Annotated in this window: 21 protein-coding genes; 9 read left to right on the plus strand and 12 right to left on the minus strand. The window is 62.1% G+C overall.

The features are described 5' to 3' along the window. Positions 1-162: 162 nt before the first annotated feature. On the plus strand, positions 163-1,746 hold the full coding sequence (locus tag HBJ55_RS12845) for a sodium:solute symporter family transporter (protein ID WP_167115312.1): 1,584 nt from the start codon (positions 163-165) through the stop codon (positions 1,744-1,746). Positions 1,747-1,801: 55 nt separating this feature from the next. On the opposite strand, the gene HBJ55_RS12850 is transcribed toward HBJ55_RS12845, so the two are convergent. Then, positions 1,802-3,607, minus strand: coding sequence for an ABC transporter ATP-binding protein (locus HBJ55_RS12850; protein ID WP_167115315.1), 1,806 nt, complete (start codon positions 3,605-3,607; stop codon positions 1,802-1,804). A gap of 140 nt (positions 3,608-3,747) precedes the next feature. Between HBJ55_RS12850 and HBJ55_RS12855 the strand changes: the two genes are divergently transcribed. From HBJ55_RS12855 to HBJ55_RS12870, 4 genes are all read left to right on the plus strand, one after another. Then, entirely contained in the window at positions 3,748-4,623 is an 876-nt protein-coding gene (locus tag HBJ55_RS12855; RefSeq protein WP_167115318.1) for an AEC family transporter, read from the plus strand. A 92-nt stretch (positions 4,624-4,715) separates the two neighbouring features. After that, complete coding sequence (locus HBJ55_RS12860) at positions 4,716-5,858, plus strand: PQQ-dependent sugar dehydrogenase (protein WP_167115321.1); 1,143 nt, start codon at positions 4,716-4,718, stop codon at positions 5,856-5,858. 67 nt (positions 5,859-5,925) lie between these two features. Continuing rightward, the gene (locus HBJ55_RS12865) at positions 5,926-7,383 is read left to right on the plus strand and encodes a sensor histidine kinase (protein ID WP_167115324.1); all 1,458 of its coding nucleotides are present in this window, start codon (positions 5,926-5,928) and stop codon (positions 7,381-7,383) included. Continuing rightward, on the plus strand, positions 7,380-8,768 hold the full coding sequence (locus tag HBJ55_RS12870) for a sigma 54-interacting transcriptional regulator (protein ID WP_167115327.1): 1,389 nt from the start codon (positions 7,380-7,382) through the stop codon (positions 8,766-8,768). Before HBJ55_RS12865 ends, HBJ55_RS12870 begins: the two co-directional genes overlap by 4 nt. A gap of 213 nt (positions 8,769-8,981) precedes the next feature. Here the strand turns inward: HBJ55_RS12870 and HBJ55_RS22400 are convergent, their stop codons facing one another. From HBJ55_RS22400 to HBJ55_RS12900, 6 genes are all read right to left on the minus strand, one after another. Beyond that, positions 8,982-9,494, minus strand: coding sequence for a hypothetical protein (locus HBJ55_RS22400; RefSeq protein WP_167115330.1), 513 nt, complete (start codon positions 9,492-9,494; stop codon positions 8,982-8,984). A gap of 103 nt (positions 9,495-9,597) precedes the next feature. Beyond that, complete coding sequence (locus HBJ55_RS12880) at positions 9,598-10,065, minus strand: hypothetical protein (protein ID WP_167115333.1); 468 nt, start codon at positions 10,063-10,065, stop codon at positions 9,598-9,600. Positions 10,066-10,343: 278 nt separating this feature from the next. Further along, the gene (locus HBJ55_RS12885) at positions 10,344-11,195 is read right to left on the minus strand and encodes an ABC transporter permease (protein WP_167115336.1); all 852 of its coding nucleotides are present in this window, start codon (positions 11,193-11,195) and stop codon (positions 10,344-10,346) included. A 4-nt stretch (positions 11,196-11,199) separates the two neighbouring features. After that, on the minus strand, positions 11,200-12,453 hold the full coding sequence (locus tag HBJ55_RS12890; protein WP_167115339.1) for an ABC transporter permease subunit: 1,254 nt from the start codon (positions 12,451-12,453) through the stop codon (positions 11,200-11,202). 86 nt (positions 12,454-12,539) lie between these two features. Then, positions 12,540-13,661, minus strand: a complete 1,122-nt coding sequence (locus tag HBJ55_RS12895; protein ID WP_167115342.1) for an extracellular solute-binding protein — start codon at positions 13,659-13,661, stop codon at positions 12,540-12,542. Between the two features lie 51 nt (positions 13,662-13,712). Further along, a complete protein-coding gene (locus HBJ55_RS12900; RefSeq protein ID WP_167115345.1) occupies positions 13,713-14,858 on the minus strand; it encodes an ABC transporter ATP-binding protein in 1,146 nt (381 codons plus the stop codon). Positions 14,859-15,288: 430 nt separating this feature from the next. On the opposite strand from HBJ55_RS12900, the gene HBJ55_RS12905 reads away from it, so the two are divergent. From HBJ55_RS12905 to HBJ55_RS12915, 3 genes are all read left to right on the plus strand, one after another. Beyond that, positions 15,289-15,714, plus strand: coding sequence for a universal stress protein (locus tag HBJ55_RS12905; protein ID WP_167115348.1), 426 nt, complete (start codon positions 15,289-15,291; stop codon positions 15,712-15,714). A gap of 39 nt (positions 15,715-15,753) precedes the next feature. Beyond that, positions 15,754-17,433: a BCCT family transporter gene (locus tag HBJ55_RS12910; protein ID WP_167115352.1), complete on the plus strand. Its 1,680-nt coding sequence runs from the start codon at positions 15,754-15,756 to the stop codon at positions 17,431-17,433. 242 nt (positions 17,434-17,675) lie between these two features. Then, on the plus strand, positions 17,676-19,460 hold the full coding sequence (locus tag HBJ55_RS12915; RefSeq protein WP_167115355.1) for a putative bifunctional diguanylate cyclase/phosphodiesterase: 1,785 nt from the start codon (positions 17,676-17,678) through the stop codon (positions 19,458-19,460). Between the two features lie 2 nt (positions 19,461-19,462). Here the strand turns inward: HBJ55_RS12915 and HBJ55_RS12920 are convergent, their stop codons facing one another. The 3 genes from HBJ55_RS12920 to HBJ55_RS12930 form a co-directional block, all read right to left on the minus strand. Continuing rightward, entirely contained in the window at positions 19,463-20,188 is a 726-nt protein-coding gene (locus tag HBJ55_RS12920) for a 3'-5' exonuclease (protein ID WP_167115358.1), read from the minus strand. Between the two features lie 3 nt (positions 20,189-20,191). Beyond that, entirely contained in the window at positions 20,192-22,105 is a 1,914-nt protein-coding gene (locus HBJ55_RS12925; protein ID WP_167115361.1) for a DUF294 nucleotidyltransferase-like domain-containing protein, read from the minus strand. A gap of 126 nt (positions 22,106-22,231) precedes the next feature. Beyond that, positions 22,232-22,621, minus strand: coding sequence for a DUF4168 domain-containing protein (locus tag HBJ55_RS12930; protein ID WP_167115364.1), 390 nt, complete (start codon positions 22,619-22,621; stop codon positions 22,232-22,234). Between the two features lie 216 nt (positions 22,622-22,837). Between HBJ55_RS12930 and HBJ55_RS12935 the strand changes: the two genes are divergently transcribed. Continuing rightward, a complete protein-coding gene (locus HBJ55_RS12935) occupies positions 22,838-23,752 on the plus strand; it encodes a DMT family transporter (protein WP_167115367.1) in 915 nt (304 codons plus the stop codon). Positions 23,753-23,775: 23 nt separating this feature from the next. Here HBJ55_RS12935 and mtgA read toward each other — a convergent pair whose 3' ends face one another. Together mtgA and fghA are read right to left on the minus strand one after the other, a co-directional pair. Continuing rightward, a complete protein-coding gene (gene mtgA, locus HBJ55_RS12940; RefSeq protein WP_167115370.1) occupies positions 23,776-24,489 on the minus strand; it encodes a monofunctional biosynthetic peptidoglycan transglycosylase in 714 nt (237 codons plus the stop codon). A gap of 24 nt (positions 24,490-24,513) precedes the next feature. Continuing rightward, positions 24,514-25,368, minus strand: a complete 855-nt coding sequence (gene fghA / locus HBJ55_RS12945) for an S-formylglutathione hydrolase (RefSeq protein ID WP_167115373.1) — start codon at positions 25,366-25,368, stop codon at positions 24,514-24,516. Positions 25,369-25,607: the final 239 nt, after the last annotated feature.

Consider the following 25,607-nt stretch of genomic DNA (forward strand, 5'->3'; position numbering starts at 1 on the left):
TAGTGCTTCTGATCCGTTTCCGGAATGTTTGGGCCGGTAGTGTTTTTTTGCTGGCTTGCGACCGCTGAACTACGGTTTGAGGGCAGGCTGCGATGTGGTTGTCCCTTGGCGAGACAGCCTCCGCTGACATTCAAGGATGAGCCCTGGGCTGAGGAGGGAGCCGTGCCCGAGTTCGAACTGGCGAATATCGACCTGGTGATCGTCGGCCTGTATGTGATCATGATACTCGGCATCGGCTTCTGGGCCGGCCGCAAGCAGCAGAATTCGGAGGGTTACTTTCTCGCCGGCCGCGGCACGATCTGGCCCCTGGTCGGGCTCAGCCTGGTCTCGGCCAACCTCTCCGGCACGTCTTACATCGGCCTGGCGGGCGCCGGCTATCACGACGGCATCGCGGTGTGGAACTACGAGTGGATGGCCACGCTGGTGCTGGTGTTCTTCGTGCTATTCATCCTGCCGTTCTACCTGCGCTCGCGGGTCAACACCATGCCGGAGTTCCTCGCCCGGCGCTATGACAAGCGCTCGCGCTATGCCTTTTCGCTGTTCTCGATATTTACCGCCATCCTGATCGACAGCGCCGGCGCGCTGTTTGCCGGCGGCATCACCCTGCAACTACTGTTCCCCGAGGTGCCGCTGGGCGTATTGATTGGCGCCATGGCGCTGCTCGGTGGCGGTTATGTGATCCTAGGCGGGCTGCGAGCGGTCATCGTCACCGATACCATTCAGTGCGTGCTGCTCTACGTGGCGGGTGGTGTCATCTTCTTCCTGGTCTTTCGCGAGCTGGGCTCCTGGGGTGCGGTGCAGGACGCAGCGCCGGAGGGCGGTTTCAGCGTCATCAAGCCGGCGGACGACGATTTCCTGCCCTGGCCGGGGATTTTCACGGGGGTGCTGTGGTTGGGTTTCTACTACTGGACCACCAATCACATCGTGATGCAGAAGGTGCTCTCCGCCAAGAGTACCGACCATGGCCGCTGGGGTGCGCTGCTGGCGGGCTTCCTGCAATTGCCGCTGCTGTTCCTGTTGATTCTTCCCGGCACCATGGGCCGCGCCATCTACCCGGACCTGGCCGAAGCCGACCTGATCTGGCCCACGCTGGCCTTCGACCTCCTGCCTATCGGCCTACGCGGCCTGGTGCTGGCGGCTCTGGTCGCTGCGCTGATGTCGACGCTCGACTCGGTGCTCAACGGCGCTTCCTCGCTGGTCGTCAACGACTTCATCAAGACGCGCAGAAAGCAGCGCAGCGAAAAGCAGCTGTTGCTGATTAGCCGCGGCATGGTGGCCGTGTTCATGGTGATTGCCGGGCTATGGGCGCCGGTGATCCTGACCTTCGAGGGTATCGTCGAGTATTTCCAGTCTTTTCTGGGTTACGTCACCATGCCGGCGGTGATGATCTTCCTCGGTGGGCTGTTTTGGCACCGGGCGACTGGCGCTGCAGCATTCTGGACCCTGGTCATCGGGGCGCCGGTCGGCATGACCGGCTTCCTGGCCGGCGAACTCTTCGAGCTGTACCAGCTGCAGTTCCTCTACGGCACCGGCCTCATGCTGTTGCTGTGCCTGTCGCTGTTCATTGGCATCTCGCTGAGCACCGAGGCGCCGAGCCGGGAGGAGCTAAAGGATTACGTGTGGTCGCAGGCGGCCTGGCGCGAGGAGTCGCGCGAACTCGCCGGCAAGCCAGTGTGGCAGAACTACCGCGTACTGGCGGGCCTGCTGGTGGTCGTGACGGTAGTCTGGGTGGGCCTGTTCATCTAGCGGGAAGACGGTGGCGGGCTGCGCGCCGCCACCGTCGGAGTGGGCCTGGACACGCTCAGCTCAGTGCCTCGCTCTCCTCCAGCGCGCCGGTCTGCACCCGCCACTGGGCGGCGTAGCGGCCGTCTCGCGCCAGCAGCTCGGCATGGGTGCCCTGCTCCACGACCCGTCCGCCGTCGACCACCACGATCTCGTCGGCGTGGACGATGGTCGAGAGCCGGTGGGCAATCATGATCACCGTGCGGCCGTGGCCGATCTTGGCCAGCGAACGCTGGATGGCGGCCTCTGTCTCGTTGTCCACCGCGCTGGTGGCCTCGTCGAGTACCAGGATCGGCGGGTCCTTGAGCAGTGCGCGGGCCAGCGAGAGGCGCTGGCGCTGGCCGCCGGAGAGGCGTACGCCGCGCTCGCCCACCGCGGTGTCGAGCCCCTGGGGCAGGGCCTGGATGAACTCCCACGCCTCGGCGGTGCGTGCCGCTTCGATCACCTCCGCCTCGCTGGCCTCGGGACGGGCGTAGGCGATGTTGTCGCGAATCGAGCCCTCGAACAGGTAGACGTCCTGGCTGACCAGTCCGATGGCCTGGCGCAGCGAAGCAAGGCTGACCTCGCCGATCGGCTGGCCATCGATGCGCACCTGGCCGGCCTCGGGATCGTAGAAGCGCAGCAGCAGCTTCATCAGGGTCGACTTGCCGGAGCCGGTGGCGCCCACCAGCGCCAGGGTATTGCCGGCGGGCACGTGCAGGCTCACGCCATCCACGCCCACACCGCTGGCGGCATAGTGGAAGCTGATGTTCTCGAAGCTCACCTCGCCGCGCACCGGCTCGGCCAGCGGCTGGCCCTGGTTGTCTTTCACCGTGATCGGCACCGAGAGCAGGTCGAGGATGCGCCGAGTACTGGCCATGGCACGTTCGAACAGGTCGATCACCTCGGCAAGCCCCGTCAGCGGCCACAACAGGCGCTGGGTGAGGAACACCAGCACGCCGTAGGCGCCGACGTTGAGGTCGCCGTTCAGCGCCTGCATGCCGCCCACGGTGAAGGTGGCCAGGAAGCCGGCCAGGATCGCCATGCGGATCACCGGGATGAAGGCCGAGCTGACCTGGATGGCGCGACGGTTGGCCTCCACGTAGGCTTCGCTGACCTGGCGCAGCCGCTCGGCCTCGCGCGCTTCGCTGGTGAAACTCTTGATGGTGGCGATGCCGGAAAGGTTGTTGGAGAGCCGGCTGGCGAGGTCGCCCACCTTCTCGCGCACGTCGGCATAGAGCGGACCGGCCTTGCGCTGGAAGTAGAAGGCGCCCCAGATGATCAACGGGATCGGCGTGAAGGCGAGCAGCGCAATCAGCGGCGAGATGACGAAGAACACCGCACCCACCGCGACCACGGTAACGCCGACCTGGATCAGCGCATTGGCGCCGCCGTCGAGGAAGCGCTCGAGCTGGTTGACGTCGTCGTTCATGGTCGCCACGAGCTGGCCCGAGCTCTTCGACTCGAAGTAGGCCATGTCGAGGCGCTGGGCGTGCTCGTAGGTATCCAGGCGCATGTCGGCCTGCAGCCGCTGGGCCAGGTTGCGCCAAAGGATCTTGTAGAGATATTCGAAGATCGATTCGCCGGCCCAGATGAAGAAGGTGAGTACGGCGAGCACCATGATCTGCTGCTGGGCGGTCTCGAAGCCGATCCGGGCGACGAAGCTTCGCTCCTGGTTGACCACCACATCGATGGCCACGCCGATGAGAATCTCCGGTGCGATGTCGAAGATCTTGTTGATGATGGAGCAGGTCGTAGCGGCTACGATGCGGCGCCGGTAACCGCGCGCATAGCGCACCAGGCGCACCAGCGCCTGGAAACTGTTGGCGGAAGCATGGGTTGGCATTTGAGAATTCCTTGCGAACAAGAGCCGCAGCTTACCGGGTCATGGCAGCGAATACCAAGGCGGGGCCGTTCATCGGCGACTTGCACCGCCAGGGGAGTATTCATCACAATGCTTAGCTTGCTCACCGCCAAGGATGCTCGATGGTCGCCGACCTTTTTGCCGTGATGGCTCCCGTTCTGGCCGGCGCCGGCCTGGGCTTCACCTGGATTCGCCTGGGCCAGCCCTACCCAGTGGACTTCGTCACCCGCCTGGTCTTCAACATCGGCACGCCGGCCCTGGTCATTGCTTCGCTGAGCGGCGCCGAGATCGACGCCGGCAGCTTCGGGCGTACCATGCTGGCCACCGCGCTGGTGATGATCAGCATGGGTATCGCCACCTTCGCCATGGCACGCCTGCTGCGCCGGGATTGGCGGGTGCTGCTGGCACCGATGATGTACCCCAACACGGGCAACATGGGGCTGCCGGTGGTGCTCTACGCCTTCGGCAGCGCCGGCTTCGCGTTCGGCATCACGGTGATGGTCACGGTTTCGCTGTTCCAGTTCACCATCGGTGCCGTCATCGCCAGCAGTGGCAATCCCTTGCGAACCCTGGTCAGGACACCCACGGTTTACGCTATCCTGATTGCACTGGCCCTGTTACTGAGCGACACCGAACTGCCGCGATGGCTGGCCAATAGCGTAGACCTGATCTCGGGCTTCACCGTACCGCTCATGCTGATCACGCTGGGAGTCTCGTTGGCCAGCATTCAGGTGAAGAACCTGCGTTCGGGCATCGGCTTCAGCCTGCTGCGCATACCGGTCGCCGCTCTGCTGGCCTGGGGGATCGGCACGCTGCTGAGCCTGCCGCCGTTGGCGCTCAGCATCCTCGTGATGCAGATGAGCATGCCGGTGGCCGTCTTCAATTACCTGTTCGCGCAGCGCGCCAAGCGTGAACCGGAGTACGTGGCCAGCCTGGTGTTCTGCTCGACGCTGCTGGCCCTGCTCTACCTGCCGATCCTGTTGGCGATCCTGATGTAGTCGCCAACGGCACCGTACGGGCGATGGGAACGCCCGGAGCGCTCCAGAGTCTCTATCTATCGGGGCGGTAGCGAAATGCAAGGGAGGGAGTCATGCATGAAGCAAGCAAACGGCTGGCGGTTCCGCTGCTGGCGTGCTTCGCCGCAAGCGCAGGATCGGCCCAGGCCGCAGAGGTCGTCGCCGAGCGCATTGCCACCGAGCATCTTGAGCTGCGCCTGGAGCGCATTGCCGAAGGATTCGAGCATCCCTGGGCCGTGATCATGCTGCCCGACGGCCGCTTCGTGGTCAGTGAGCGCCCGGGGCGACTGGCGCTGGTCGAGGAGGACGGCAGCATTGCTCATCTGAAGGGCCTGCCCGAGGTCAGCGCCCGGATTCAGGGCGGATTGCTCGACGTGGAACTGCACCCTCTCTATGGTGACGGCGAGCACGATTGGATCTACTTCACCTGGAGCAAGCCCGTCGAAGGCGGTACCGTGACGGCACTGAGCCGTGCCCGGCTCGGCGATTCCGGCCTGAGCGATGTCGAGCTGCTGTTCGAGCAGGGGCGCCCTGCCGACCCCGGCCGCCACTACGGCTCGCGGCTCGCCTGGCTGCCGGACGGTACCCTGCTGATGACCATAGGCGAACGCGGCAGCCCGTCGCGAGCGCAGGATCGCCGCGACCATGCCGGCAGCGTGCTGCGCCTGACCGAAACCGGCGGTGTTCCCGACGACAACCCCTTCGTCGATGACGAGGAAACACTCGACGAGATCTTCACTCTCGGCAACCGCAATGCCCAGGGCCTGGTAGTCACGCAAGCCGGCGAAGCCTGGGCCACCGAGCACGGCCCACTGGGCGGCGATGAACTCAACCTGCTCATCGGTGGCGAGAATTACGGTTGGCCCGAGGTAAGCCTGGGAAAAAGCTACGGCGCTCGCCAGCCCATCGGCGAGGATTCCCTGCCTGGCATGCGCGACCCCATCCATGTCTTCGATGATCGCTTCGCCCCCTCCGGCCTGACCGAGGTCACCTCGAGCATGTTCGAAGCCTGGCAGGGCAACCTGCTGGCCGGGGGGCTGCACAGCGAGCAGCTGTACCGCCTGACGCTGGAGGGTGACAGAGTCGCCGACGCGGAGCTGGTGCTCGACGGGCAGATCGGACGCATACGCGATGTTCACCAGGGTCATGATGGTGCCATCTACCTGATCAACGACGATTCGCAGGGCAGTCTCTACCGGCTGAGGCCGGTGGATTGATTCCCGGCGCGGTGCCGGCCCCGGGATCCGGCACGGCAATCATCGTCACCACCGTCCACGAGCCACCATGCGCTTACGCAATCTGATACTTCTGACCATCATTGCACCGCTCTTTCTTGCGCTGCTGATCTTCAGTCTGGTGGCCATCAAGTCACTGGAGGACAACGTGCGCAATCGCCTGGAGCGGGAAGTCCAGGTCATCACCAACGTGATCGGCACCACCCTGAGCCAGGCTCTATCACGTAACGCTACCGAGCCTCTCGAGGAGTCGCTCTACTCCGCCTTCTCGTTCCACCGCATCTACGGCGCCTACGTGTTCGATGCCAGTGGCCGGGAAATCTACGGCCTCGGGCTGGGTCAGGCGCTGTTCAGCCCCGAAACCATTCGCGAAGTTGCCGAGCAGGGTGAGATGCGAGCCGCCTACCGCGAGCACGACGGCTGGCACTACTACTCGGCGCTGAAGCCGCTGCTTTCGGCCACCGGTGAGGTGCAAGGCGTACTGCAGGTCAATCGGCTCAACACGGGCGTCGAGAACTACACCGGGTTTCTCAGCCAGCTGGCCCTGCTGGCCTTCGTCATCGGTGCGGCCGGTATCGTACTGGGCATTTGGTGGGGTTTTCGGCGGCACATCGAGCGACCGCTGGAACGTCTGCTTACCGTCATGCAGCGCGTCGAGGCCGGCGACCGGGGCCAGCGTGCCGAAGCCAAAGGGCCGCAGGAGTACGAACGCCTCGCCGTGGCCCTGAACGGCATGCTGGATGCCATGGCCGAGAAGGATGCCGACATCGAGGCGCGTCGGCGCAAGGAGATCGAACTCGAGAAGCGCCTGCGCAAGTCGAAGAAGCTCGCCGAGCTGGGGGTGCTGGCTGCCGGGGTTGCGCACGAGATCGGCGCGCCGCTCACGGTGATCAACGGTCAGGCCCAGCGGCTGTCCCGACGCGACACGCTCAACGACGCCGACCGGGCCAGGCTGGGACGAATTCGCAGTGAAGTGGAGCGTATCGTCGAGATCGTGCGCCAGCTGATGGAGCTGGGGCGCCGCCATAATGTCGAAAAAGAGTCCCTGAACCTGACCGAACTCGTCGTCACGGCGCACGAACTGGTCGAGGAGGACTTCGAGCAGAACGCCATCCGGCTCGAACTCGACCTGCCCCCATCTTCTTCTCCGCTGCTGGCCAACGGTCAGCAGCTGATCCAGGTTTTGACCAATCTTCTGCGCAACGCCGCCCAAGCCAAGGAAGTCAGCCGTGTGCGCATAAGAGCACAGGAAAAGGAGGGCTGGCTGACGTTATGGGTGGAAGACGACGGCTCGGGTATCGTCGACAAAGACAAAGCGAAGGTCTTCGACCCATTTTTCACCACCAAGCCCGTTGGCCAGGGTAGCGGCCTGGGGCTTTCCATGGTGCACCGAATCATCAACGACCACGGCGGTACCGTCGGTGTGTTCGACAGCGAACTGGGGGGAGCCGGCTTCGAAATCGGACTGCCACTGAGCGATGCCGAAGAAGGAGGAACTGCCACGTGACAGGGAGCCACAGCCATACCGACCTTCCCATACTCATCGTCGAGGATGACGCCGCCATTCTTGAGCTGTTGGAAGAGGAGCTTCAGGAGGCCGGTTACCAGACGCTGGGTGTCGGCAGCGCCGAGGAAGCCGTCGTGACCTTGAGCCACAGCGAAGTGGCCCTGGTTATCAGCGACGTCCGCCTCCCCGGCATGAACGGCATGCAGTTGCTCGAGCAACTGCGCCATGAAGGTAGCCGCTTGGGATTCATCATCATCACCGCCTTCGGCACCATCGACCAGGCCGTCGAGGCATTGAAGATCGGTGCCGACGACTTCCTCACCAAGCCGCTGGATCTGGAGAGCGTGGGAGAAGCGGTTTTTCGGGTACTGGAGAACCGGCGCCTGGCCGAACGCTTGCACCAGAGCGAGCCGACGGGACACTTCCATGGCATCGTCGGTGAAAGCGAGACAATGCAGGCGCTCTTTCACGATGCGGCCCGACTGGCCAAGAGCGATGCGCCCATTCTCATCCTCGGTGAGAGCGGTACCGGCAAGGAGCTACTGGCTCGCGCCATTCACGCCGAGAGCCCGCGGTCCAATGAGCCTTTCGTGGCCATCAACTGTGCCAGCATCCCCTCGGAACTGATGGAGAGTGAATTCTTCGGCCACGTGAAAGGCGCCTTTACCGGCGCCAGCGATTCGCGCCAGGGCCTTTTCCAGGCGGCCAACGGCGGCAGCCTCTTTCTCGACGAGATCGGCGAGATGTCGCCCGGCCTGCAGGCCAAGCTGCTGCGGGCACTGCAAGAAAAGACGATCAAGGCTGTCGGTGCCGAGAGAGAAGAAGCGGTGGACGTCCGCATCATTGCCGCCACCCATCGCGACCTGGAGCAGGAGATCGAAAGCGGAAACTTCCGCAGCGACCTGTTCTATCGCCTGGAAACCTTCTCGCTTCGCATTCCTCCCCTGCGTGAGCGTCAAGGGGATATCGAGCGGCTGATCTCCGCCATGATTGAAAAGCACGCCAGCGCTCAGAACAAGAGCGTCGAGCGCATCGAACCTTTGGCCCTGCAGACCTTGCTGGACTACCCCTATCCCGGCAACGTACGCGAACTCGAGAACGCCGTCATGCGCGCCGTGACCCTGACGGAAGACGGCGTGCTCAGCCATACCGACTTGCCGGAGCGCATTCGCCAACATGGCCTTGATCAGCGTGGGTCCACCCGCCAGATCGAGACTGGCAAGTCGCTGGTTACCAGCGGCCAGCAGAGTTGGCCTAGCCTGGAAGAGGTCGAAAAGCGTTATATCCAGAAAGTGCTCGAAGCAACGGGGGGCAACAAGCGACGTACCGCCGATATTCTCGGCATCGCCAGGCGCACCCTCTACCGCCGCCTCGAAGAGGAGTAGCTGTTCGTGTCGTCCGATGCATCGCCGTTGCAGGCATAAAAAAGCCCCCGTGGGAGCTCGGGGGCGAAGCACGCCATGCAATCCAGCTGACGGTGCAAGGGGGGAGGGTGGCGGGCCGCCAGCCGATTGCGCGCGTCATGCTTAAGTGACGCATCCTTGCGTCGATCCTGCTCCTCCGGCCCCAGCTACACGGCGGGGCCGAAACCGAAGAGATCAAGAGGCGTCGTCGTTCTCATCCTCTGGATAATCCCACTCTTCTTCCTCGTTCTCGTATTCGTACTCGGGCTCCTCTCCCGGCATTGCCTCGGCTCCTTCGCCGAAACCGGGGTCGTCTTGCGCACCAGGTGCGGCCGGATCGGTGCCCGGTGCGGCTTCGGTACCCGGCTGCTGCATGCCCGGCTCCTGCTGCATGCCTGGCTCCTGCTGCATGCCCGGCTCCTGCTGCATGCCTGGATCCGCTTCGGTACCCGGCATGGCCGGATCCTGGCCTGGAGCCGTGGTGCCATCGATACCCGGTGCCGCGGGGTCACCCGGATCGACACCCGGCCCGGTCTCATGGCCCGGTGCTTCGTCGGTAGCCGGGAACTGAGGCTGTTCGGTACCTGGCTGCGTCTGGAATTCGTCCTGCTGTGTCTGTGTCTGCTGCGCCAAGGCCAACGGGCTGGCAGTCAGCCCCATGGTCACACCGAGAACGCCTAGCTTTTTCAGAAATTCCTTGGACATCATTCTTACATCTCCTGGAGTATCGCCTTGCGACGAATTCAATGAGCTTCCTGCCCTGAGCCCTCAATGCATTTCGATGACGGCACTTGAATCGACAGGTGACTGATTAGCCGCCTCCCTGCTCTTCCTCGTCCTCGAGGGGCTCCTCTTCCTGGTTGCTTTCCATGGTGGTCTGCTGCCCATCAGGCTGTTCGCCAGTGATTGGCTCCTGCTCGGCTTCAGGGAGCGGATCCTCTTCGGGAGCTACGTCATTGGTAACTGCGTCACTATTGGAAGCTTCTTCGCCTGGCTCTGTCGAACCCGCACCTTCCGGGCTCTCTTCGGCGCCGGATACAGGCTCGGCAGCGCCATCTCCAGAGGCCGTATTGGTCTGGTCGATGCCAGGATCCGACGTAGCATCCTCCATCGGCGAGCCTTGCTCCTCCATGGTGGGACGCTCTTCCTCGACCGGAGGGAGCTCATCTTCATCATTACCGCAACCGGCAAGTGACAGCGTTCCCAGCGCCACAGCTACTGCCGAGGCCAAGGCTGTCAATCGCCTGGCAGACTTGCTTGCACGCTTGTCATGGCTCATGTGATCTCTCCCTGGGTTGATTCGTCCTCTCCTCACATGGAGCACAGGGCATGCCATCTTCACGAAAAAAACGAACATTGAAATAAAAACAACCACATAGATTGAAAACCCACTCTCTCCCATGAACACCAAGCCAGGTTTTTCTGTGGTGCAAACTGACACATGGCTAGGTCTGCCACAGGCGCTCAGGTTTCGCTTGGCTGTGATATGCGCAATAACGCCAAGGGGGCACCGATTGGTGCCCCCTTGGGTCGGGATCGATCTAAAGCGCCGAGGCGCTATTCTGGTGTGATTCCCCGCAATCGCTCGCTGCGTCGCCGTAACAGCTCCAGCGTCGTCAGCAGCAGCATGGAAAGCAGTACCAGCAGGGTCGCCACGGCCAGGATCGTCGGGCTGATCTGCTCACGGATACCCGACCACATCTGGATCGGCATGGTGGTCTGCGCGGGTCCGGAGATGAACAGCACCACCACTACCTCGTCGAAGGAAGTGATGAAGGCGAACAGGGCACCGGAAACGACACCCGGCGTCACCAGCGGCAACACCACCCTGAAGAAGGTACGCGTGGGGTTGGCGCCAAGGCTGTGCGCCGCCTTGATCAAGGTGGTATCGAAGCTCGACAGGGTCGCCGTCACGGTAATGACGACGAACGGTATGCCAAGCGCGGTATGCGCCAGGATCACGCCGAGATAGGTCTGCGCCAGGTTGATCTTGGAGAAGAAGAAGAACATGGCCGCCGCGGAGATGATCAGCGGGACGATCATCGGCGAGATCAGTAGCGCCATGATCGCCCCACGAGCCGGCATGTGCCGGTTGGAGAGCCCCAGCGCGGCGACCGTACCCAGGATCGTGGCCAGGATCGTCGAGGCAATACCGATGATGAAGCTGTTCTTGATCGAGCTTAGCCAGGCGCTGGACGTAAAGAAATCCTCGTACCAGCGCAGCGAGTAACCTGCCGGGTCGAGCCTGAGCATTTCCTCCGAGAAGGTGAAATAGGGCTGCGCGTTGAACGAAAGCGGGATGATGATGAGCAGCGGCCCCACCAGGAACAGGAAGATCAGTGCGCAGATGCCCAGGAATACGTAGTGCCAGATGCGCTCGCCACGAGTCGCGTAAGAAGGAACGGCCATCGGATTACCCCAGCTTGACCTTGTCGACGCCGATCAGGCGATTGAAGACCATGTAGAAGACGATCACCACGAACAGCAGGATCGAGGCTATGGCCGCAGCCAACCCCCAGTTGAGCGAGGTCTGCATGTGATAGGCGATGTAGTTGGTAATGAAGCGCCCTGACTGACCGCCCACCAGCGCCGGCGTGATGTAGTAGCCGATCGACAGGATGAACACCAGGATGCCCCCAGCGGCTATGCCCGGAATGGTCAGCGGGAAGTAGACTCGCCGGAAGCTCAGGAAAGGCTTGCCGCCCAACGAGCGAGCCGCACGCATATAGCTGGGCGGAATGGTTTTCATCACCGAGTAGAGTGGCAGGATCATGAACGGCAGCAAGATATGGGTCATGGCAATGATGGTGCCGGCCTTGTTGTGAATCATCTGCCAGCGCGCCTCGTCGGCAATCACGCCAAGGGCTACCATGACATCGTTGAGTACGCCCTGGGATTGCAGGATCGCGATCCAGGTGGTGGTACGCACCAGCAGCGAGGTCCAGAACGGCAGCAGGACCAGAATCATCAACAGGTTCGAATGGCGCAGTGGCAAGCTCGTCAGCAGGAAGGCGATCGGGTAGCCGAGCAGCAGCGTCAGGCCAGTGATCACTGCACTCATCCAGAAGGTGCGCCAGAACAGCCCGACGTGCACCTTGAGATGGTCCGGTACCTGAACGATCTCGCCCATCGGCGTGAGCTGGCGGTCCACCGCCGCCAGGTAATAGGAGAGCGTGTAGGGAGTTGCCTCGCGCTGGATCAGCCGCCAGGTTTCTAGCTCGCCCCAAGTGTCATTGATCTCGATCAGCGCTTCACGAAAAGGCGGCTCGACGGCACGCAATTGGCGAGCCGTACGGTTGATCGCCGAGCGCATGCCCGATTTCTCGTAGTTCAGGCGACTCGACAAGAGCCCCAGGTTGCGTGCGGCCTGCCCCTCTCGCAGATCTTCCACCAAGGCGGCGAAGACCGGCTCGTCGGGTAGCGCGTCGCCATTCCAGCCTTCCAGGGCGGTGACGGTGCGCGACAGCTGTGTGGAGACTTCGGGATTGTCGACGCTGCGCCACAGCATTTCGACGATCGGCATGACGAATGCAATTCCCAGGAACAACAGCAATGGCGATACCAGCAGGAAGGCCTTGACCTTCGAGCGCCGCACGGCGCGCCGCAGGCTGGTCTTGAGCGGCACGCCATCAGCGGTGGTCAGGGGAACAGAGGGCGATTGGGACACTCAGGCCTCTCCATCTAGCAAAGGAAGCAACTGGAAAACGCGATGGCGAAGGCCGTCGCCCGGGAAATCCCGGGCGACGGCGGGTCTTACTGGGCCAGCCAGGCGTCGAAGCGCTGGGTCAGTTCATCGTTGTAGTCGGCCCAGAACTCGTCGTCCTTCTGGATGGCAGTCGCAAAGTTGGGCGGGAACGTCGGCATGTGCGGCATCATGTCGATACCCGTCTCGGCGTGGACCGAGACCAAGTCTGAGGAGGAGTAGCGGGCCGGGCCGTAGGAGATGTACTGGGCCTGGTCGGCGAGCCGCTGAGTGTCGGTAGCGAAGTGGAGGTAGTCCTTCACCTTGTCGAGCTTGCCGGTTGGGACCACCCAGCCATCCAGCTCGAACACCTGGGCATCCCAGATGATCTCGAAGGGCTGGTTTTCGGAGACCATGGCATTGAAGATGCGGCCGTTGTAGGCGGAGCCGAAGGCCACCTCCTGGTCGGCAAGCAACTGCGGCGGCTGGGCCCCCTCCTCCCACCAGATCACGTGGTCCTTGATGGTGTCGAGCTTGGCGAAGGCGCGCTGGATGCCCTCCTCCGTCTCGAGCACGTCGTAGACGTCTTCAGGCGCCACGCCGTCGGCGACAAGTGCCCACTCGAGGTTATTGATCGGCTTGCGCAGCAGGGTGCGCTTGCCGGGGAAGTTCTCCACGTCGAAGACATCGGCAATGGTGCTGGGCTGGTTGTCCTCGGGGAACATTTCGGTGTTGAAGGCGACGATGTTGGAGTAGACGATCGAGGCGACGAAACACTCGCCCAGGGCACCGTCGACGAAGTCCTCGCTCGGCGGCGTGCCGTCCGGAGCGTCCGCCAGCAGTTCGTCGTGATCCAGCGGCTCGATCAAGCCCTCGGCACAGGCGATCATGGCATCGGCCGGCAGCATGTCGACCAGATCCCAGGTTACGTTGCCCGCCTGCGACTGTGCGCGCAGCCCGGCCAGGGCGTTGCCGCTGCGGTCGAGGTTGATGATCTCGTCGCCGGTCTGCTCCATCCACGGTTCGTGGTAGGCCTTCTGCTGACTCATGGTGTAGGCACCGCCCCAGGAGACGATATTCAGTGTCTGCTGCGCCTGCGCCACGCTCGCCAGACCCAGGGCCGATGCTCCCGCCACGGCACATGTGATCAGCTTGAGAACCGGTTTCCCTGCTTGCTTGTCATTGCGTTTCATCTGCTATCTCCACTTGTTGTACTTATTGACCCAGCTTCAAGTTGAAGCGCATCAGGCATCGAGCGCCCGACAGTCACTACTGGACCAGCCGATATCGACCGACTGCCCCGGCCTCAGCGAGGCGTATCCCTTCGCATTGGGTGCCTTGAGAATGAACTCATCGTTGCCGCAAACGTTGACGCGGGTGCGCAGGTGATCGCCCAGGTAGATCACTTCCTTGACTTCGGCTCGGAAGCGGTTGTCGAAAGACTCGTCGGATTCCTGCGATACGATGCTGACGCGCTCCGGGCGCAGGGAAAGGGTCGTGCGTGCCCCGACGCCTCCCGCTGCGACGGCCTTGGCCAGTACCGTTTCCCCGCTATCGAGACGGACCTGGCATCTGTCACCGATGGTTTCGGTCACTTCACCATAAAGACGGTTATTCTCACCGATGAAGTTGGCAACGAACGCATTTTCCGGCGCTTCGTAGAGCGCTTCGGGACTGGCAAGCTGCTGTACGATGCCATCGTTGAAAACGGCGATACGATCGGACATGGTCAAGGCTTCGGTCTGGTCGTGGGTCACGTAGATCATGGTGACGCCCAGATCGGCATGGATGCGCTTGATCTCGTACTGCATCTCTTCACGCAGATTCTTGTCGAGCGCGCCCAGCGGTTCGTCCATCAACACCAGCTCGGGTTCGAATACCAGCGCCCGGGCCAAGGCCACGCGCTGCTGCTGGCCCCCGGAGAGCTGCGCCGGCCGCCGGTCGCCGAAATCCTCCAGGCGCACCATGGCCAACGCGCGTTCGACCTTGCGCTTGGTCTCGGCCTTTGAGAGGCGACGAACTTCAAGGGGAAAGGCGAGGTTCTCGGCTACCGACATATGGGGGAAAAGAGCGTAATTCTGGAAGACCATGCCGATACCCCGCTTGTGCGGTGGCAGGTCGTTGATCGGGTCGCCCTTGAGCAGGATCTGGCCGTGGGTAGGAGTCTCGAAGCCCGCCATCATCATCAGGCACGTAGTCTTGCCCGATCCGGATGGGCCCAGCAGCGTAACGAACTCGCCGCGGCGTATATCTAGGTTGAAGCCCTTGACGACCAGCTCGACCCCGTCGTAGCTCTTCTGCACGTTGATGAAACGAGCAAAGTGCGTATCCGTCTCGTGACCAGCTTCCCTTGCGTTGTCGTTGCGTTCTTGTAGCAGGCTTTCGTTCATGCAGGGTTCCCACTAATGGCCAACCGAAAGCGAAGGAGGAGTATTCCTTGCAGGCTGGTCCTTGTTCTTATCGGAATACATGAACCCTATTCCTTTCCAGGCAGTGACCGCAATCCCCGCAAGGTCCAAATAGCGTTGAACGACACCTGGGACAGGAGCAGGAATATCGGGTAACTCGCAGTTACCCAAAGAAAACCTTATGTTACGCTAACTATCGGCAGCCTGGACAAAGGACAGTCTCGGCAGCGCCGCGTAACTTGCGTACAATGCTTGTTCACATAATAAGTACTGCGACACATTCCGGGTCGTCGGTCCCAGGACTGGCATCACGCGCCAAAGCCGCCACACTGACATTGTGTAACGTCCCTAACGTGCACCCGCGTACGTCTCGTCGGACAGCCGACATCACGTAAATCAGGAGAGCACGAACATGTATAGCAAAATCATGGTTCCTGTCGATCTTGCCCACCTGAAGGTGCTCGAGCCTTCCCTGCAAGCCGTGACCGATCTGGCCCGGCATTATCAGACCGAGGTCTGCTATGTCGGGGTGACCTCCAGCGCACCGAGCAGCGTGGCCAGGACACCGCAGGAGTACCAGCAGAAGCTGGAGGCGTTTGCCCAGCAGCAGGCAACGGCGCATGGCCAGCCCGTCAGCGCCCACACCATCAGCAGCTCGGATCCGGTCGCCGATCTCGACGACCTCCTGATCAAGGCGATTGATGACGTGGGCGCCGATCTCGTGGTCATGCTGACCCACCCACCGAAGCATCTCGACGTCATCATGCCGTCTCACGGTGGCAAGATTGCCACTCATACCGATGCCTCGGTTTTTCTGATCAGGCCACCCCGCTCCTGACAGCACTCATTTCATTGCCATCACATCTTCGACGTTTCAATGGGAGAGCGTAACGTGGATAACGATTCTCGCGACGAACGCGCCAAGGAGGCGGAACCCTCGGAAGGCGTGCCAGCGCCGGAAGGACCTGCCAATCTGATCGATACCGACTATGTCATCGGACAGGATAATCTGGCCACCGACAAGCTCGGCTTCAGCATAGACCTGCACGGCAAGGTCTTTACCATTTCGGCTCTGGTCACGGTGTTTTTCGTGGTCCTGACCCTTGCTCTGCAGGATCAGGTCGAGCCGCTGTTCACGGCCGTGCGTGACTGGCTCACCGCTAATCTGGACTGGTTCTTCCTGCTCGCCGGGAACGTTTTCGTGCTGCTGTGCCTGGCGCTGATCGTGTCGCCGCTGGGCAAGGTGCGCATTGGCGGCATGCATGCCAAGCCGGACTTCAGCTACAGCGGCTGGTTCGCCATGCTGTTTGCCGCCGGCATGGGCATCGGCTTGATGTTCTACGGTGTCTCCGAGCCGATGTCGCATTTCGGTGCGGCCATGGGTGGCACCACTGTCGAGGATGGCGTGCGCACCGACTGGGCCCCGCTCGGTGCCGCCGCGGACGACCCAGCAGCCGCAGCTCGCCTGGGCATGGCCGCCACCATCTACCATTGGGGACTTCACCCTTGGGCGATCTACGCCGTGGTGGCACTGGCGCTGGCCATCTTTTCGTACAACAAAGGTCTGCCGTTGACCATGCGCTCGATCTTCTACCCGCTGCTGGGTGAGCGGGTATGGGGCTGGCCCGGTCACATCGTCGATATCCTGGCGGTGTTCGCCACCCTGTTCGGGCTGGCCACCTCGCTGGGCCTCGGTGCCTCCCAGGCTTCGGCCGGCCTCAGTTTTCTATTCGGCGTACCCGAGACGGACGCCACCATGGTACTGCTGATACTCGGCATTACCGCCGTCGCCATCGTGTCGATCCTGGCCGGGGTGGACAAGGGCGTGCGCCGGCTCTCGGAAATCAACATGGGCTTGGCGATACTGCTGCTGCTGTTCGTCATCCTGGTGGGCCCAACCCTGATGATCCTCACCGGCTTCTTCAAGAACCTGGGCGCCTACGCCGTTCACCTGCTGGCGCTGTCAAACCCCTTCGGCCGCGAGGATGCCAACTTCAGCCAGGGCTGGACCGCTTTCTACTGGGCCTGGTGGATCTCCTGGTCGCCCTTCGTCGGCATGTTCATTGCGCGCGTCAGTCGTGGACGCAGCGTGCGCGAGTTCCTGATCGCCGTACTGCTGGTGCCGTCGCTGGTCTCGGTATTGTGGATGACCGCCTTCGGCGGCACCGCCATCGACCAGTTGGTTGGCGACGGCTTCGAGGGCGTGCGCGACGCGACCCTCGAGTTGCAGCTGTTCGTCATGCTCGGCGAGCTACCGTTGACCGCCATCACTTCGTTCGTGGGAATTGTGCTGGTGGTGGTATTCTTCATCACCTCGTCGGATTCCGGCTCGCTGGTGATCGATACCATCACCGCTGGGGGCAAGGTCGATGCACCCAAGCCACAGCGGGTATTCTGGGCCATCATCGAGGGCGTCATCGCGATTGCCCTCTTGCTGGGAGGCGGTCTCGCCGCCCTGCAGGCAATGGCCGTGTCGACGGGATTGCCCTTCACTCTGGTGCTCCTGGTCGGCTGCTATGCCATCGTCAAAGGCCTGATGAGCGAGCCACGCACCTGACCGGTAATAGCCAAACGACAGACGGCCCGATGGCCGTCTGTCGTTGACGACTTCCTTCCTTCAGCTTGCCAACGTATATGGCTGTCTTCGCTGAACAACCTCAACGAACCTCACCTGCCGAGCTGAAAAATCCTCATTCGTCAAGCGTTTCATACGCCTAACAGCCACTAGCAACGTGCTAGCGCTTCGGGCATATTTCGAGTAGATCATTACAACTATGCTTAAGGAGCCGTTCTACGCCCATGATGGCCCCCGAAGACGCCTTTCGTCTGCTCGCCGATGGCTTGGGCAAGGCCGGCACTCCCCAAGCGTTCGATCATCTGGTCGAACGCTTATCCACGATTCTTGATGGGGAGCATGTGCTCATCGGAAAGCTGCTTTCCGACAGTGCCTCCATCAGGACCGTCGCCTTCTGGTCGAAGGGCTCGTTTCAGCCCACTTCGGTATATGCTCTGGCTGGCACGCCATGCGAGCACGTGTTGAATGACCAAATCTGCAAATTTTCCGATGGCGTTCGTCAACGCTTTCCGGACGACGTCATGCTGCAAGAGCTCGGGGTCGAGAGCTACATTGGCATTCCGCTACGTGCGCCACAAGGGCATCTCGTCGGCCTGCTCGCGGTTCTCTCCAGCCATCCTCTCGAGCTGGCTGCCTATGCCTCGGAAGTGTTGCGCATTGCCGCTACCCAGGCTGGCGCCGAGATGGCGCGGCGGGCAGAGGAGGAGAAGCGACGCAGCAGCGACTACCGCATTCAGCAGCTCATCTATTGGGACAGCGTCACGGGCTTGCCCAACCGACGCTACTTCATGGAGCGGCTGGAGGAAGCCTGCGAACAGGCCCGTTTGCGTGACAACAACCTGGGGCTGCTCTATCTCGACCTGCAGCGCTTCCGTCAGATCAACGATACCCAGGGACACGAACTGGGTGATCTCATACTGGCCGAGATTGCCGGTCGCTTGGGCGCCCAGGCCGAACCAGGAGAGTTTGTCGCCCGCCTGGGGGGGGACGAGTTCATGGTATTGCTCACCGACACCCGGCCAGCTGCCATGGCTCACGCCATCGAGCGTTATCGCAACAGTCTCACTGCGCCGATCCAGTTGTCGGAACGCAGCTTCTCGATTTCCGCCAGTGTCGGCGCAGCGCTGTTCCCCCGCGATGCCGACAATGCCCAATCGCTGTTCCAGCACGCCAGTATCGCGCTCAACCATGCCAAACGGGACAGTAGCCGTACGCGCTTCTTCACCGCCACCATGGCGGACGAGCTCCACCAGTACGAGCTGCTGCAGCTACGTTTCAGCGAGGCTTTGGCCAAGGGTAAGCTAACGCTCGCCTTCCAGCCCCAGTTCAGCCTCAAGACAGGCAAGCTGACCGGCGCCGAAGCCTTGTGCCGCTGGCATGACGAGATCCTGGGCCACGTCAGCCCAGGCACCTTCATTCCGTTGGCGGAGGAGCAGGGCCTCATCTGTGCCTTGGGCGAATGGGTGCTGGAAGCTGCCTGCCAACAGCTCATGGCCTGGGAGCGTCAGGGCAAGCCGTTCCCCGGCCGGCTGAGTGTCAACGTCTCGGCCCAGCAGATGGACGACCCGCGCCTGGCCGAGCATATCCAGCGTATCGCCACACGCATTGCCCCAGGCAAGCTGGGGCTGGAACTCACCGAAAGCGGCCTGATGCGCAACCCCGAGCAGACGGTGCGAATCACCAGGGCACTATGCAAGGCGGGGTTCAGCCTGGCGATCGATGACTTCGGCACGGGCTATTCATCACTGTCCTACCTCAAGCGCTTTGCCGCCGACACCCTGAAGATCGACATGTCCTTCGTCCAGGACATGCTCAAGAGCAGCCATGATCACGCCATCGTGTCCACCATCATCGCCATGGCCCAGACCCTGGGCATGCTGACGGTGGCCGAGGGCGTCGAAGCCGCCGAACAGGCCGAGGCCTTGCGTGCACTGGGCTGTACCGGAGTCCAAGGTTTTCATTTCGGCCGCCCCGTGGATGGCGATACTTTCGCCGAACTCTGGCTATGAGGCTAGGTCCATAGCGCGCTGACGGGATGCATGGGATCGTAGTGCCTCGCCACCTGAGCCTGGAACAGCTCGGCCGTTGCCAGTGCATCAATCATGGCATGATGCCCCTGATAATCAGGCAACCCGTAGCGCCGACGACTGTCGCCCAGGCGTATCGAAACGGGCGGGCGCCGCATCCAGCGCCTCAGGCGCGACCACAGCGAAAGCCGATGAAGACGGGCTTCCAGCGACATCGTATCGATCATCGGGAACCGAACTCCCTCTCCCAGCCGCGCCTTGATCGCCTCATCGAGAAAGGGCCGCTCGATGTGTCGAAAGTGCACCACGACGATTCGCCCCGCCAGTGCCTCGAGCAGCTCGGGCAGGATCTCCTCCAGGTCCGGTGCCTTGGCCACTTCAGAGTGCGTGATGTGGTGATAGGTTATCGAGGCCTCGGATAGCGGGCGGCTGGGGCGCACCACCCAGTAGCGCCGCTCGGCCACAGGGATTCGCCTCAGGCTGAAGGGCACCAGGCCGATGCTGACGATGGCATGTCGCTGCACGTCGAGGCCGGTGGTTTCCAGATCCAGGGCCACCAGCGGCGCCTCGCCAATTGGCGTCTCGGGAGCTGGACAGCCCGCCGCGAAGAACGCCTCCAGCGAAGGATCCCGCACTTCGGCCGCCCGGCGCTGCATGTAGGAGGGCCACTCATGGCCCTGCGAGCGCGCAGTCAATCGGTGAGACAGCATGGCTCAGCGCGCTCGGCCAGTGTGCGCCGGCACCGGGTAGCGATACTTCAGGAATTTCTGGGCATGGCTCAATACCTGAAAGGCATCCTTCAAGTGGTGACGCTCATTGTCGGCAACGTTTTCCGGCTCGATGTTGTTGTCCGGCTCATGCTCATGCTGCAGGTCGAAGACCTGATGGCGAAGCCGCACCATGGAGAGCAACTCCATGGCATAGCGCAGCTTGTCGCCGACGCCTGGAGCCAGCAATTGTGTGGCGGCAATATCATCTAGCCGCTCGAAGCTGTTCTGGGCACGCGAGCCGCAGGCCAGCGCATGGACACGGATCAGATCGACCAACGGAGCCGTTCCCCGGCGCTTGAGATTGATCGAGTTATTGTGCTTGCCATCCTTCTCCATCACAAAGGTGCGAAAGAAGCCCAGCGGCGGCTTACGATTCAGTGCGTTACGCGCCATGGCTGCCAGGAAGCGAGGACTATCCGGCGCCTTCGTGGCAATCACATCCTGCAGTTGCTCGACGTAGGCCTCCTCGCCATAGGCACTGTCGAGATCGAAGAAGATCGAACAGTGCAGTAGCCGCTCCGGTGTCGGCGACTCTATCCACTCGGTGAAATAACGCTTCCAGACAGACACCGGCTGGCGCCACTGGGGATTGGTCGCCATCACGTCGCCCTTGCAGTAGGCATAGCCGCAGGCCGCCAGGCCATCACTGACGAACTGTGCCAGGGCAAGGAAGTAGGCATCGTGCCGCGCTGGTTCGAAGTCGTCGGCGAGGATCAGGGCATTGTCCTGGTCGGTGACGATGGTCTGCTCGTTGCGCGCCATGGACCCATTGACCATGAAGCAGTACGCCACTGGCGGCGGCCCCAGCGTCTCCTCGGCCAGCTCCAGCAGGCGACGCACGAAGCTGCGACCGATAGTGGACAGGGCGCTCCCGACCATCTGCGAGTTGGCTCCCTCATCCACCATGCGCATGAACGCCGCACGTACGTCGGGTGCCAACCGGGCCAACCCTTCGATACTGGACTGGTGAAAGATATTGCTGACCAGATAGAGGCTGCTGTGGGTCTCGTAGCGGATAATATCGGACAGATGCACGATCCCCACCGGACGGCGCCGATACAGCACCGGCAAATGGTGGATGTTGTTACGCAGCATGCACAGCATGGCTTCGTGCACCGATTCGTCCGATTGGATGGTGATCAGCCGTCCGCTCGCCAGCTCGCCCACGGGCGTATCCGGCGATAGCCCCTCCGCCACGATACGAGTACGAAAATCGCTATCGGTCAGGATGCCGCGTAGTCGCCAAGGGCGATCCTCGCTGTCGAAGAAGGTATACCGCGGGTCGCCGTCCGGCTCGTCGAGAATCAACGCTGCCGAGGCCTGAGCTTCGGTAATCTGGCGTGCCGCCTCCTGAATCGACGCGCCCGCCTCGACCATCACCGGGTAGCGCGTGACCAGCTTGCGCACCCGTGTGATCATCATGTCGTTGGCCTTCTTGTGCTCCTCCACCGCCGCTTCCAGCCGCGGGCGCTCCAGCTCTACGAAATCGGCAAAATTTTCGTCGGCTTCGCACAGGTGCTGAAAGACCGTCTCGGGGATGTGATAGATCAGGGTGTCTTCCAACGCGCGGGCAGGGAAGCGCACCCGATTGTTTCTCAGCAGACTGAAATGGCCAAAGATGTCGCCCTCGCCCAGGCGATCGTAGAGATCGCCCGTACGCCGCCGAACCTCCACCGCTCCACTACGGATATAGCAAAGTTCATGAAGTTCCTGGTCGAGCTGGAGTATGTCGGAGCCGGCCTTGAAATAACTCACCTCGACTCGCCCGGCCACGCTGTCGAGCAGTTCGTCATCGAGGGCATCGAAAGGGGGGAATCGCCCCATGTGCTGCCGAATTTCGAGTAGTTCCGCATCCATGTCCTGTCAGGCTCCAACTGGCGATGCCAAGCATTCATCATACCCTGAGGGTAGAGCGCCATAGACTCCCGACACAAGAAAGGCCACCCGAGGGTGGCCTTTCTCACTTGGATGGCGCAGGTCGATTTACGACTGCTCGGCCATCTGCTGCACGCGCTGCATCAGCTCAGGATCCTGCTGGATGGCATGACCGATGGCGTTGAAGGTATCCACGTCGAGGCCATTATCCTCGACCACTTCGACCATTTTGTCGTTGGCTTCCATGCGCACTTCCTGCTGGGCCTGCTCGTCTTCGGCCGCATGCAGACGCTCGGTGTACTCTTGGGAAATCACCGCGATTTCCTGGGAGGCATCGGCAAACTGCTGCAGCTGATCGTCGGAGAAGTCCTGTGCGGGTGCCTGCGCTTGCGGCTGGCCGGCAGGATCCTGGGCGGGGTCCTGCTGAGCGTGCGCCTGTACGGTCATCAGCCCGGCGGTGAGCAGGGCGGCCGAGAACAGTGCAGTCATCCGTTGCATGAATACCTCCAAAGGGAGTTGCTGTGAGTGTAGGAAGTCTGACGGAAGGGAACGAATGGAGTTCAGTTTTTTATGTTACGTAATGTAAATAAACATTGGCTTGTGCGCCCATAGCGAAACGCTTCGATAAAAAGTTAACCTGCTAGCTTTCGCCTGTTTCGCCAAACACGTATCTTCAACAGCCCGATTGTCTGTGTACAAGGACCGCTTTCCCTCATGACGTCGTCCGCCAACTCTCGTCTCGACACCGCGCTGCTGGCCAGCATGCCGGTGCTGTTCGTGGCTCTGTGGAGTACCGGGTTCATTGGCGCCAAGTTCGGCCTGCCCCACGCCGAACCCTTTACCTTCCTCTTCGTTCGCTTCGTGCTGACTCTCGCCCTGCTGATTCCTCTAGTGAAACTGATGGGAAGCGGCTGGCCGACGAGCTGGAGGCTATGGGGGCATATCGCCGTATCGGGTTTGCTGGTCCATGCGGCCTATCTCGGCGGCGTCTTCTATGGCATCTATCTGGGCATGCCGGCGGGCCTCACGGCGCTACTTGTCGGCCTGCAGCCGCTGTTGACTGCCACTCTGGCAGGCCCCTTGCTGGGCGAGCGCATCACTGCCATCCAATGGCTGGGATTGGCCTTGGGGCTGGCCGGCATCGCCATGGTACTGGGCAGCAAGCTCGATCCGGGTGCCGCCCTGTTCCAGGGCTTCGGTTTCGCTGCCCTGGCCTGCGTTCTCGTCGCCCTGACGGGCATTACCCTGGGCACGCTCTATCAGAAGCGCTTCTGCACCGGCATGCCGCTGCTCTCGGGCACGGTGGTGCAGTATCTCTCCGCCAGTGCAGTGCTCGGCCTCGGTGCCCTGCTGCTCGAGGAACGCCACATCGAGTGGGCACCAACCTTCGTGCTGACCTTGGGCTGGCTGGTGCTGGTCCTTTCCATCGCTGCCATTCTGTTGCTGATGGCACTGATTCGTCGCGGCGAAGCCTCGCGCGTCGCCAGCCTCTTTTACCTCGTGCCGCCCGTCACGGCACTACAGGCCTGGTTGCTATTCGACGAACACCTGCCGCTGATGGCGCTGGTCGGTATGGCCATTACCATTGTGGGTGTTGTTCTAGCGGCACGCGGACAGGCACGCCGCTAAATCCGGCCATTCCCAGGTTGAGGTCAATCGGCCGTCAGTTGGTCGAGATAGTGCACCCCACCGAGGTTACGCATCTGCTGGCGAATCCACTGGCTGCGGCGTTCCACGCGTGGCCCGGGCCGGCTGGCGTCCCAGCCCCTGGGATTGGGCAGGATCGCCGCCAGGCGGCTGGCATGCATCTCGTTGAGGCGATCGGCGGAAACCCCGAAGTAGTGCTGGCCGGCAGCCTCCAGGCCGAACACACCATGATCCCACTCGACGATATTGAGGTAGACCTCGAAGATACGCTGCTTCGGCCATAGCGCCTCGATCAGTATGGTGAACCAGGCTTCGAACCCCTTGCGCACCCAGTTGCGTCCCGTCCACAGGAACAGGTTCTTGGCGGTCTGCTGACTGATGGTGCTGGCCCCACGCAGGCGCTCCCCGTTGCGGCTCGCCTCCCAGGCCCGGCGCATCTCGTCCACATCGAAACCATGATGAACGGCAAAGCGCTGATCCTCGGCGGCGATCACCGCGAGCTTGGCATGGCCGGAGAGCTCCTCCCAGGGGCGCCACTGATGCCGGATGGGCAGCGATTCTCCGGCCACCCACGCTTCGACCTTGCGTTCGAGCATTACCATGGAGCCGTATACCGGCACATACCGCAGCAAGACCACCATGATAATGGACAGTACGACGAAGGCGGCCCCGACAAGGGCCGCCCAACGTAGCGCGCGATACAACCAGTCCTGGATCATGTACCACCCTGGCGGGTGGAGCGCTCAGCGCTTGTGGAGATGCTCGGCATGGTAGCGCAGGTGATCCTCGATGAAGGTGGCGATGAAGAAATAGCTATGATCATACCCTGGCTGACGACGCAGCGTCAGGGGGTGATCGTGTTCTTCACATACCGCCTCGAGGCGCTCTGGCTTGAGTTGCTCCTCCAGGAACTGGTCCGCCTCCCCCTGGTCGATGAAGAGATGCTGGCTCGAAGCGCCTTTGGCCACCAATTCGCAGGCATCGTACTGCGTCCATGCACCGGGATCGTCGCCCAGATATTCACGGAAGGCCTTGCGGCCCCAAGGGCACTGGGTGGGATTGACGATCGGCGAGAAAGCCGACACCGAGCGGTAATGCCCAGGGCGGCGCAGCGCCAGGGTGAGCGCCCCATGACCACCCATCGAGTGACCGCTGATCGCTTCCCGTCCATTGACCGGAAAATGCTGACGCACCACCGAGGGCAGCTCCTCGGCCACGTAGTCATACATTCGATAGTGCTGTTTCCAGGGCTCCTGGGTGGCATTGACGTAGAAGCCTGCCCCCGAACCGAAGTCATAGCTATCGTGCTCGCCCGGGAGATCGGTACCTCGCGGACTGGTATCGGGGCAGACGATGGCAATGCCGAGCTCAGCCGCTACACGATGCGCGCCCGCTTTCTGCATGAAGTTCTCGTCGGTGCAGGTCAGCCCCGACAGCCACCACAGTAGCGGTACGCGCTCCGTCTCGGCCTGTGGTGGCAGATAGATGGCGAACTCCATCTCGCAATCCAGCGCCCGCGAACGATGCCGGTAGCGCTTGTGCCAGCCGCCGAAGCTCTTGTTGCTCGATACCGGCTCGAGATTCTCGGTCATGGTCATGGTGTAGTCTCCTTACGGTCACCCTCAACGGGCAGCTTACCAGGCCCTACGCACTTTGCGGACGCGTATAGCAGCCGCGCCGTACCGGGACCCATTCGACCTGTACGGCGCGGTTTCGGGCGCCTGTTATGCTAGCGGCGCGGCTCGGTCGCCTATCAATAGCGAAGCACGGTACGAATGCTCTTGCCCTCGTGCAGCAGCTCGAACGCCTCGTTGATCTTCTCGAACGGCATCTCGTG

This window comes from Billgrantia bachuensis, assembly GCF_011742165.1.
Classification (GTDB): domain Bacteria; phylum Pseudomonadota; class Gammaproteobacteria; order Pseudomonadales; family Halomonadaceae; genus Halomonas; species Halomonas bachuensis.

Bases quoted from the DNA above. Each gene is read 5' to 3' on its own strand.
- HBJ55_RS12860 (WP_167115321.1), top strand. From the start codon at position 4,716: ATGCATGAAGCAAGCAAACGGCTGGCGGTTCCGCTGCTGGCGTGCTTC.
- HBJ55_RS12895 (WP_167115342.1), bottom strand. From the start codon at position 13,661: ATGAAACGCAATGACAAGCAAGCAGGGAAACCGGTTCTCAAGCTGATC.
- HBJ55_RS12900 (WP_167115345.1), bottom strand. From the start codon at position 14,858: ATGAACGAAAGCCTGCTACAAGAACGCAACGACAACGCAAGGGAAGCT.
- HBJ55_RS12865 (WP_167115324.1), top strand. From the start codon at position 5,926: ATGCGCTTACGCAATCTGATACTTCTGACCATCATTGCACCGCTCTTT.
- HBJ55_RS12925 (WP_167115361.1), bottom strand. From the start codon at position 22,105: ATGGATGCGGAACTACTCGAAATTCGGCAGCACATGGGGCGATTCCCC.
- mtgA (WP_167115370.1), bottom strand. From the start codon at position 24,489: ATGATCCAGGACTGGTTGTATCGCGCGCTACGTTGGGCGGCCCTTGTC.
- HBJ55_RS12850 (WP_167115315.1), bottom strand. From the start codon at position 3,607: ATGCCAACCCATGCTTCCGCCAACAGTTTCCAGGCGCTGGTGCGCCTG.
- HBJ55_RS12905 (WP_167115348.1), top strand. From the start codon at position 15,289: ATGTATAGCAAAATCATGGTTCCTGTCGATCTTGCCCACCTGAAGGTG.
- HBJ55_RS12930 (WP_167115364.1), bottom strand. From the start codon at position 22,621: ATGCAACGGATGACTGCACTGTTCTCGGCCGCCCTGCTCACCGCCGGG.
- HBJ55_RS12915 (WP_167115355.1), top strand. From the start codon at position 17,676: ATGATGGCCCCCGAAGACGCCTTTCGTCTGCTCGCCGATGGCTTGGGC.
- HBJ55_RS12885 (WP_167115336.1), bottom strand. From the start codon at position 11,195: ATGGCCGTTCCTTCTTACGCGACTCGTGGCGAGCGCATCTGGCACTAC.
- HBJ55_RS12910 (WP_167115352.1), top strand. From the start codon at position 15,754: ATGGGAGAGCGTAACGTGGATAACGATTCTCGCGACGAACGCGCCAAG.
- HBJ55_RS12935 (WP_167115367.1), top strand. From the start codon at position 22,838: ATGACGTCGTCCGCCAACTCTCGTCTCGACACCGCGCTGCTGGCCAGC.
- fghA (WP_167115373.1), bottom strand. From the start codon at position 25,368: ATGACCATGACCGAGAATCTCGAGCCGGTATCGAGCAACAAGAGCTTC.
- HBJ55_RS12920 (WP_167115358.1), bottom strand. From the start codon at position 20,188: ATGCTGTCTCACCGATTGACTGCGCGCTCGCAGGGCCATGAGTGGCCC.
- HBJ55_RS22400 (WP_167115330.1), bottom strand. From the start codon at position 9,494: ATGATGTCCAAGGAATTTCTGAAAAAGCTAGGCGTTCTCGGTGTGACC.
- HBJ55_RS12855 (WP_167115318.1), top strand. From the start codon at position 3,748: ATGGTCGCCGACCTTTTTGCCGTGATGGCTCCCGTTCTGGCCGGCGCC.
- HBJ55_RS12880 (WP_167115333.1), bottom strand. From the start codon at position 10,065: ATGAGCCATGACAAGCGTGCAAGCAAGTCTGCCAGGCGATTGACAGCC.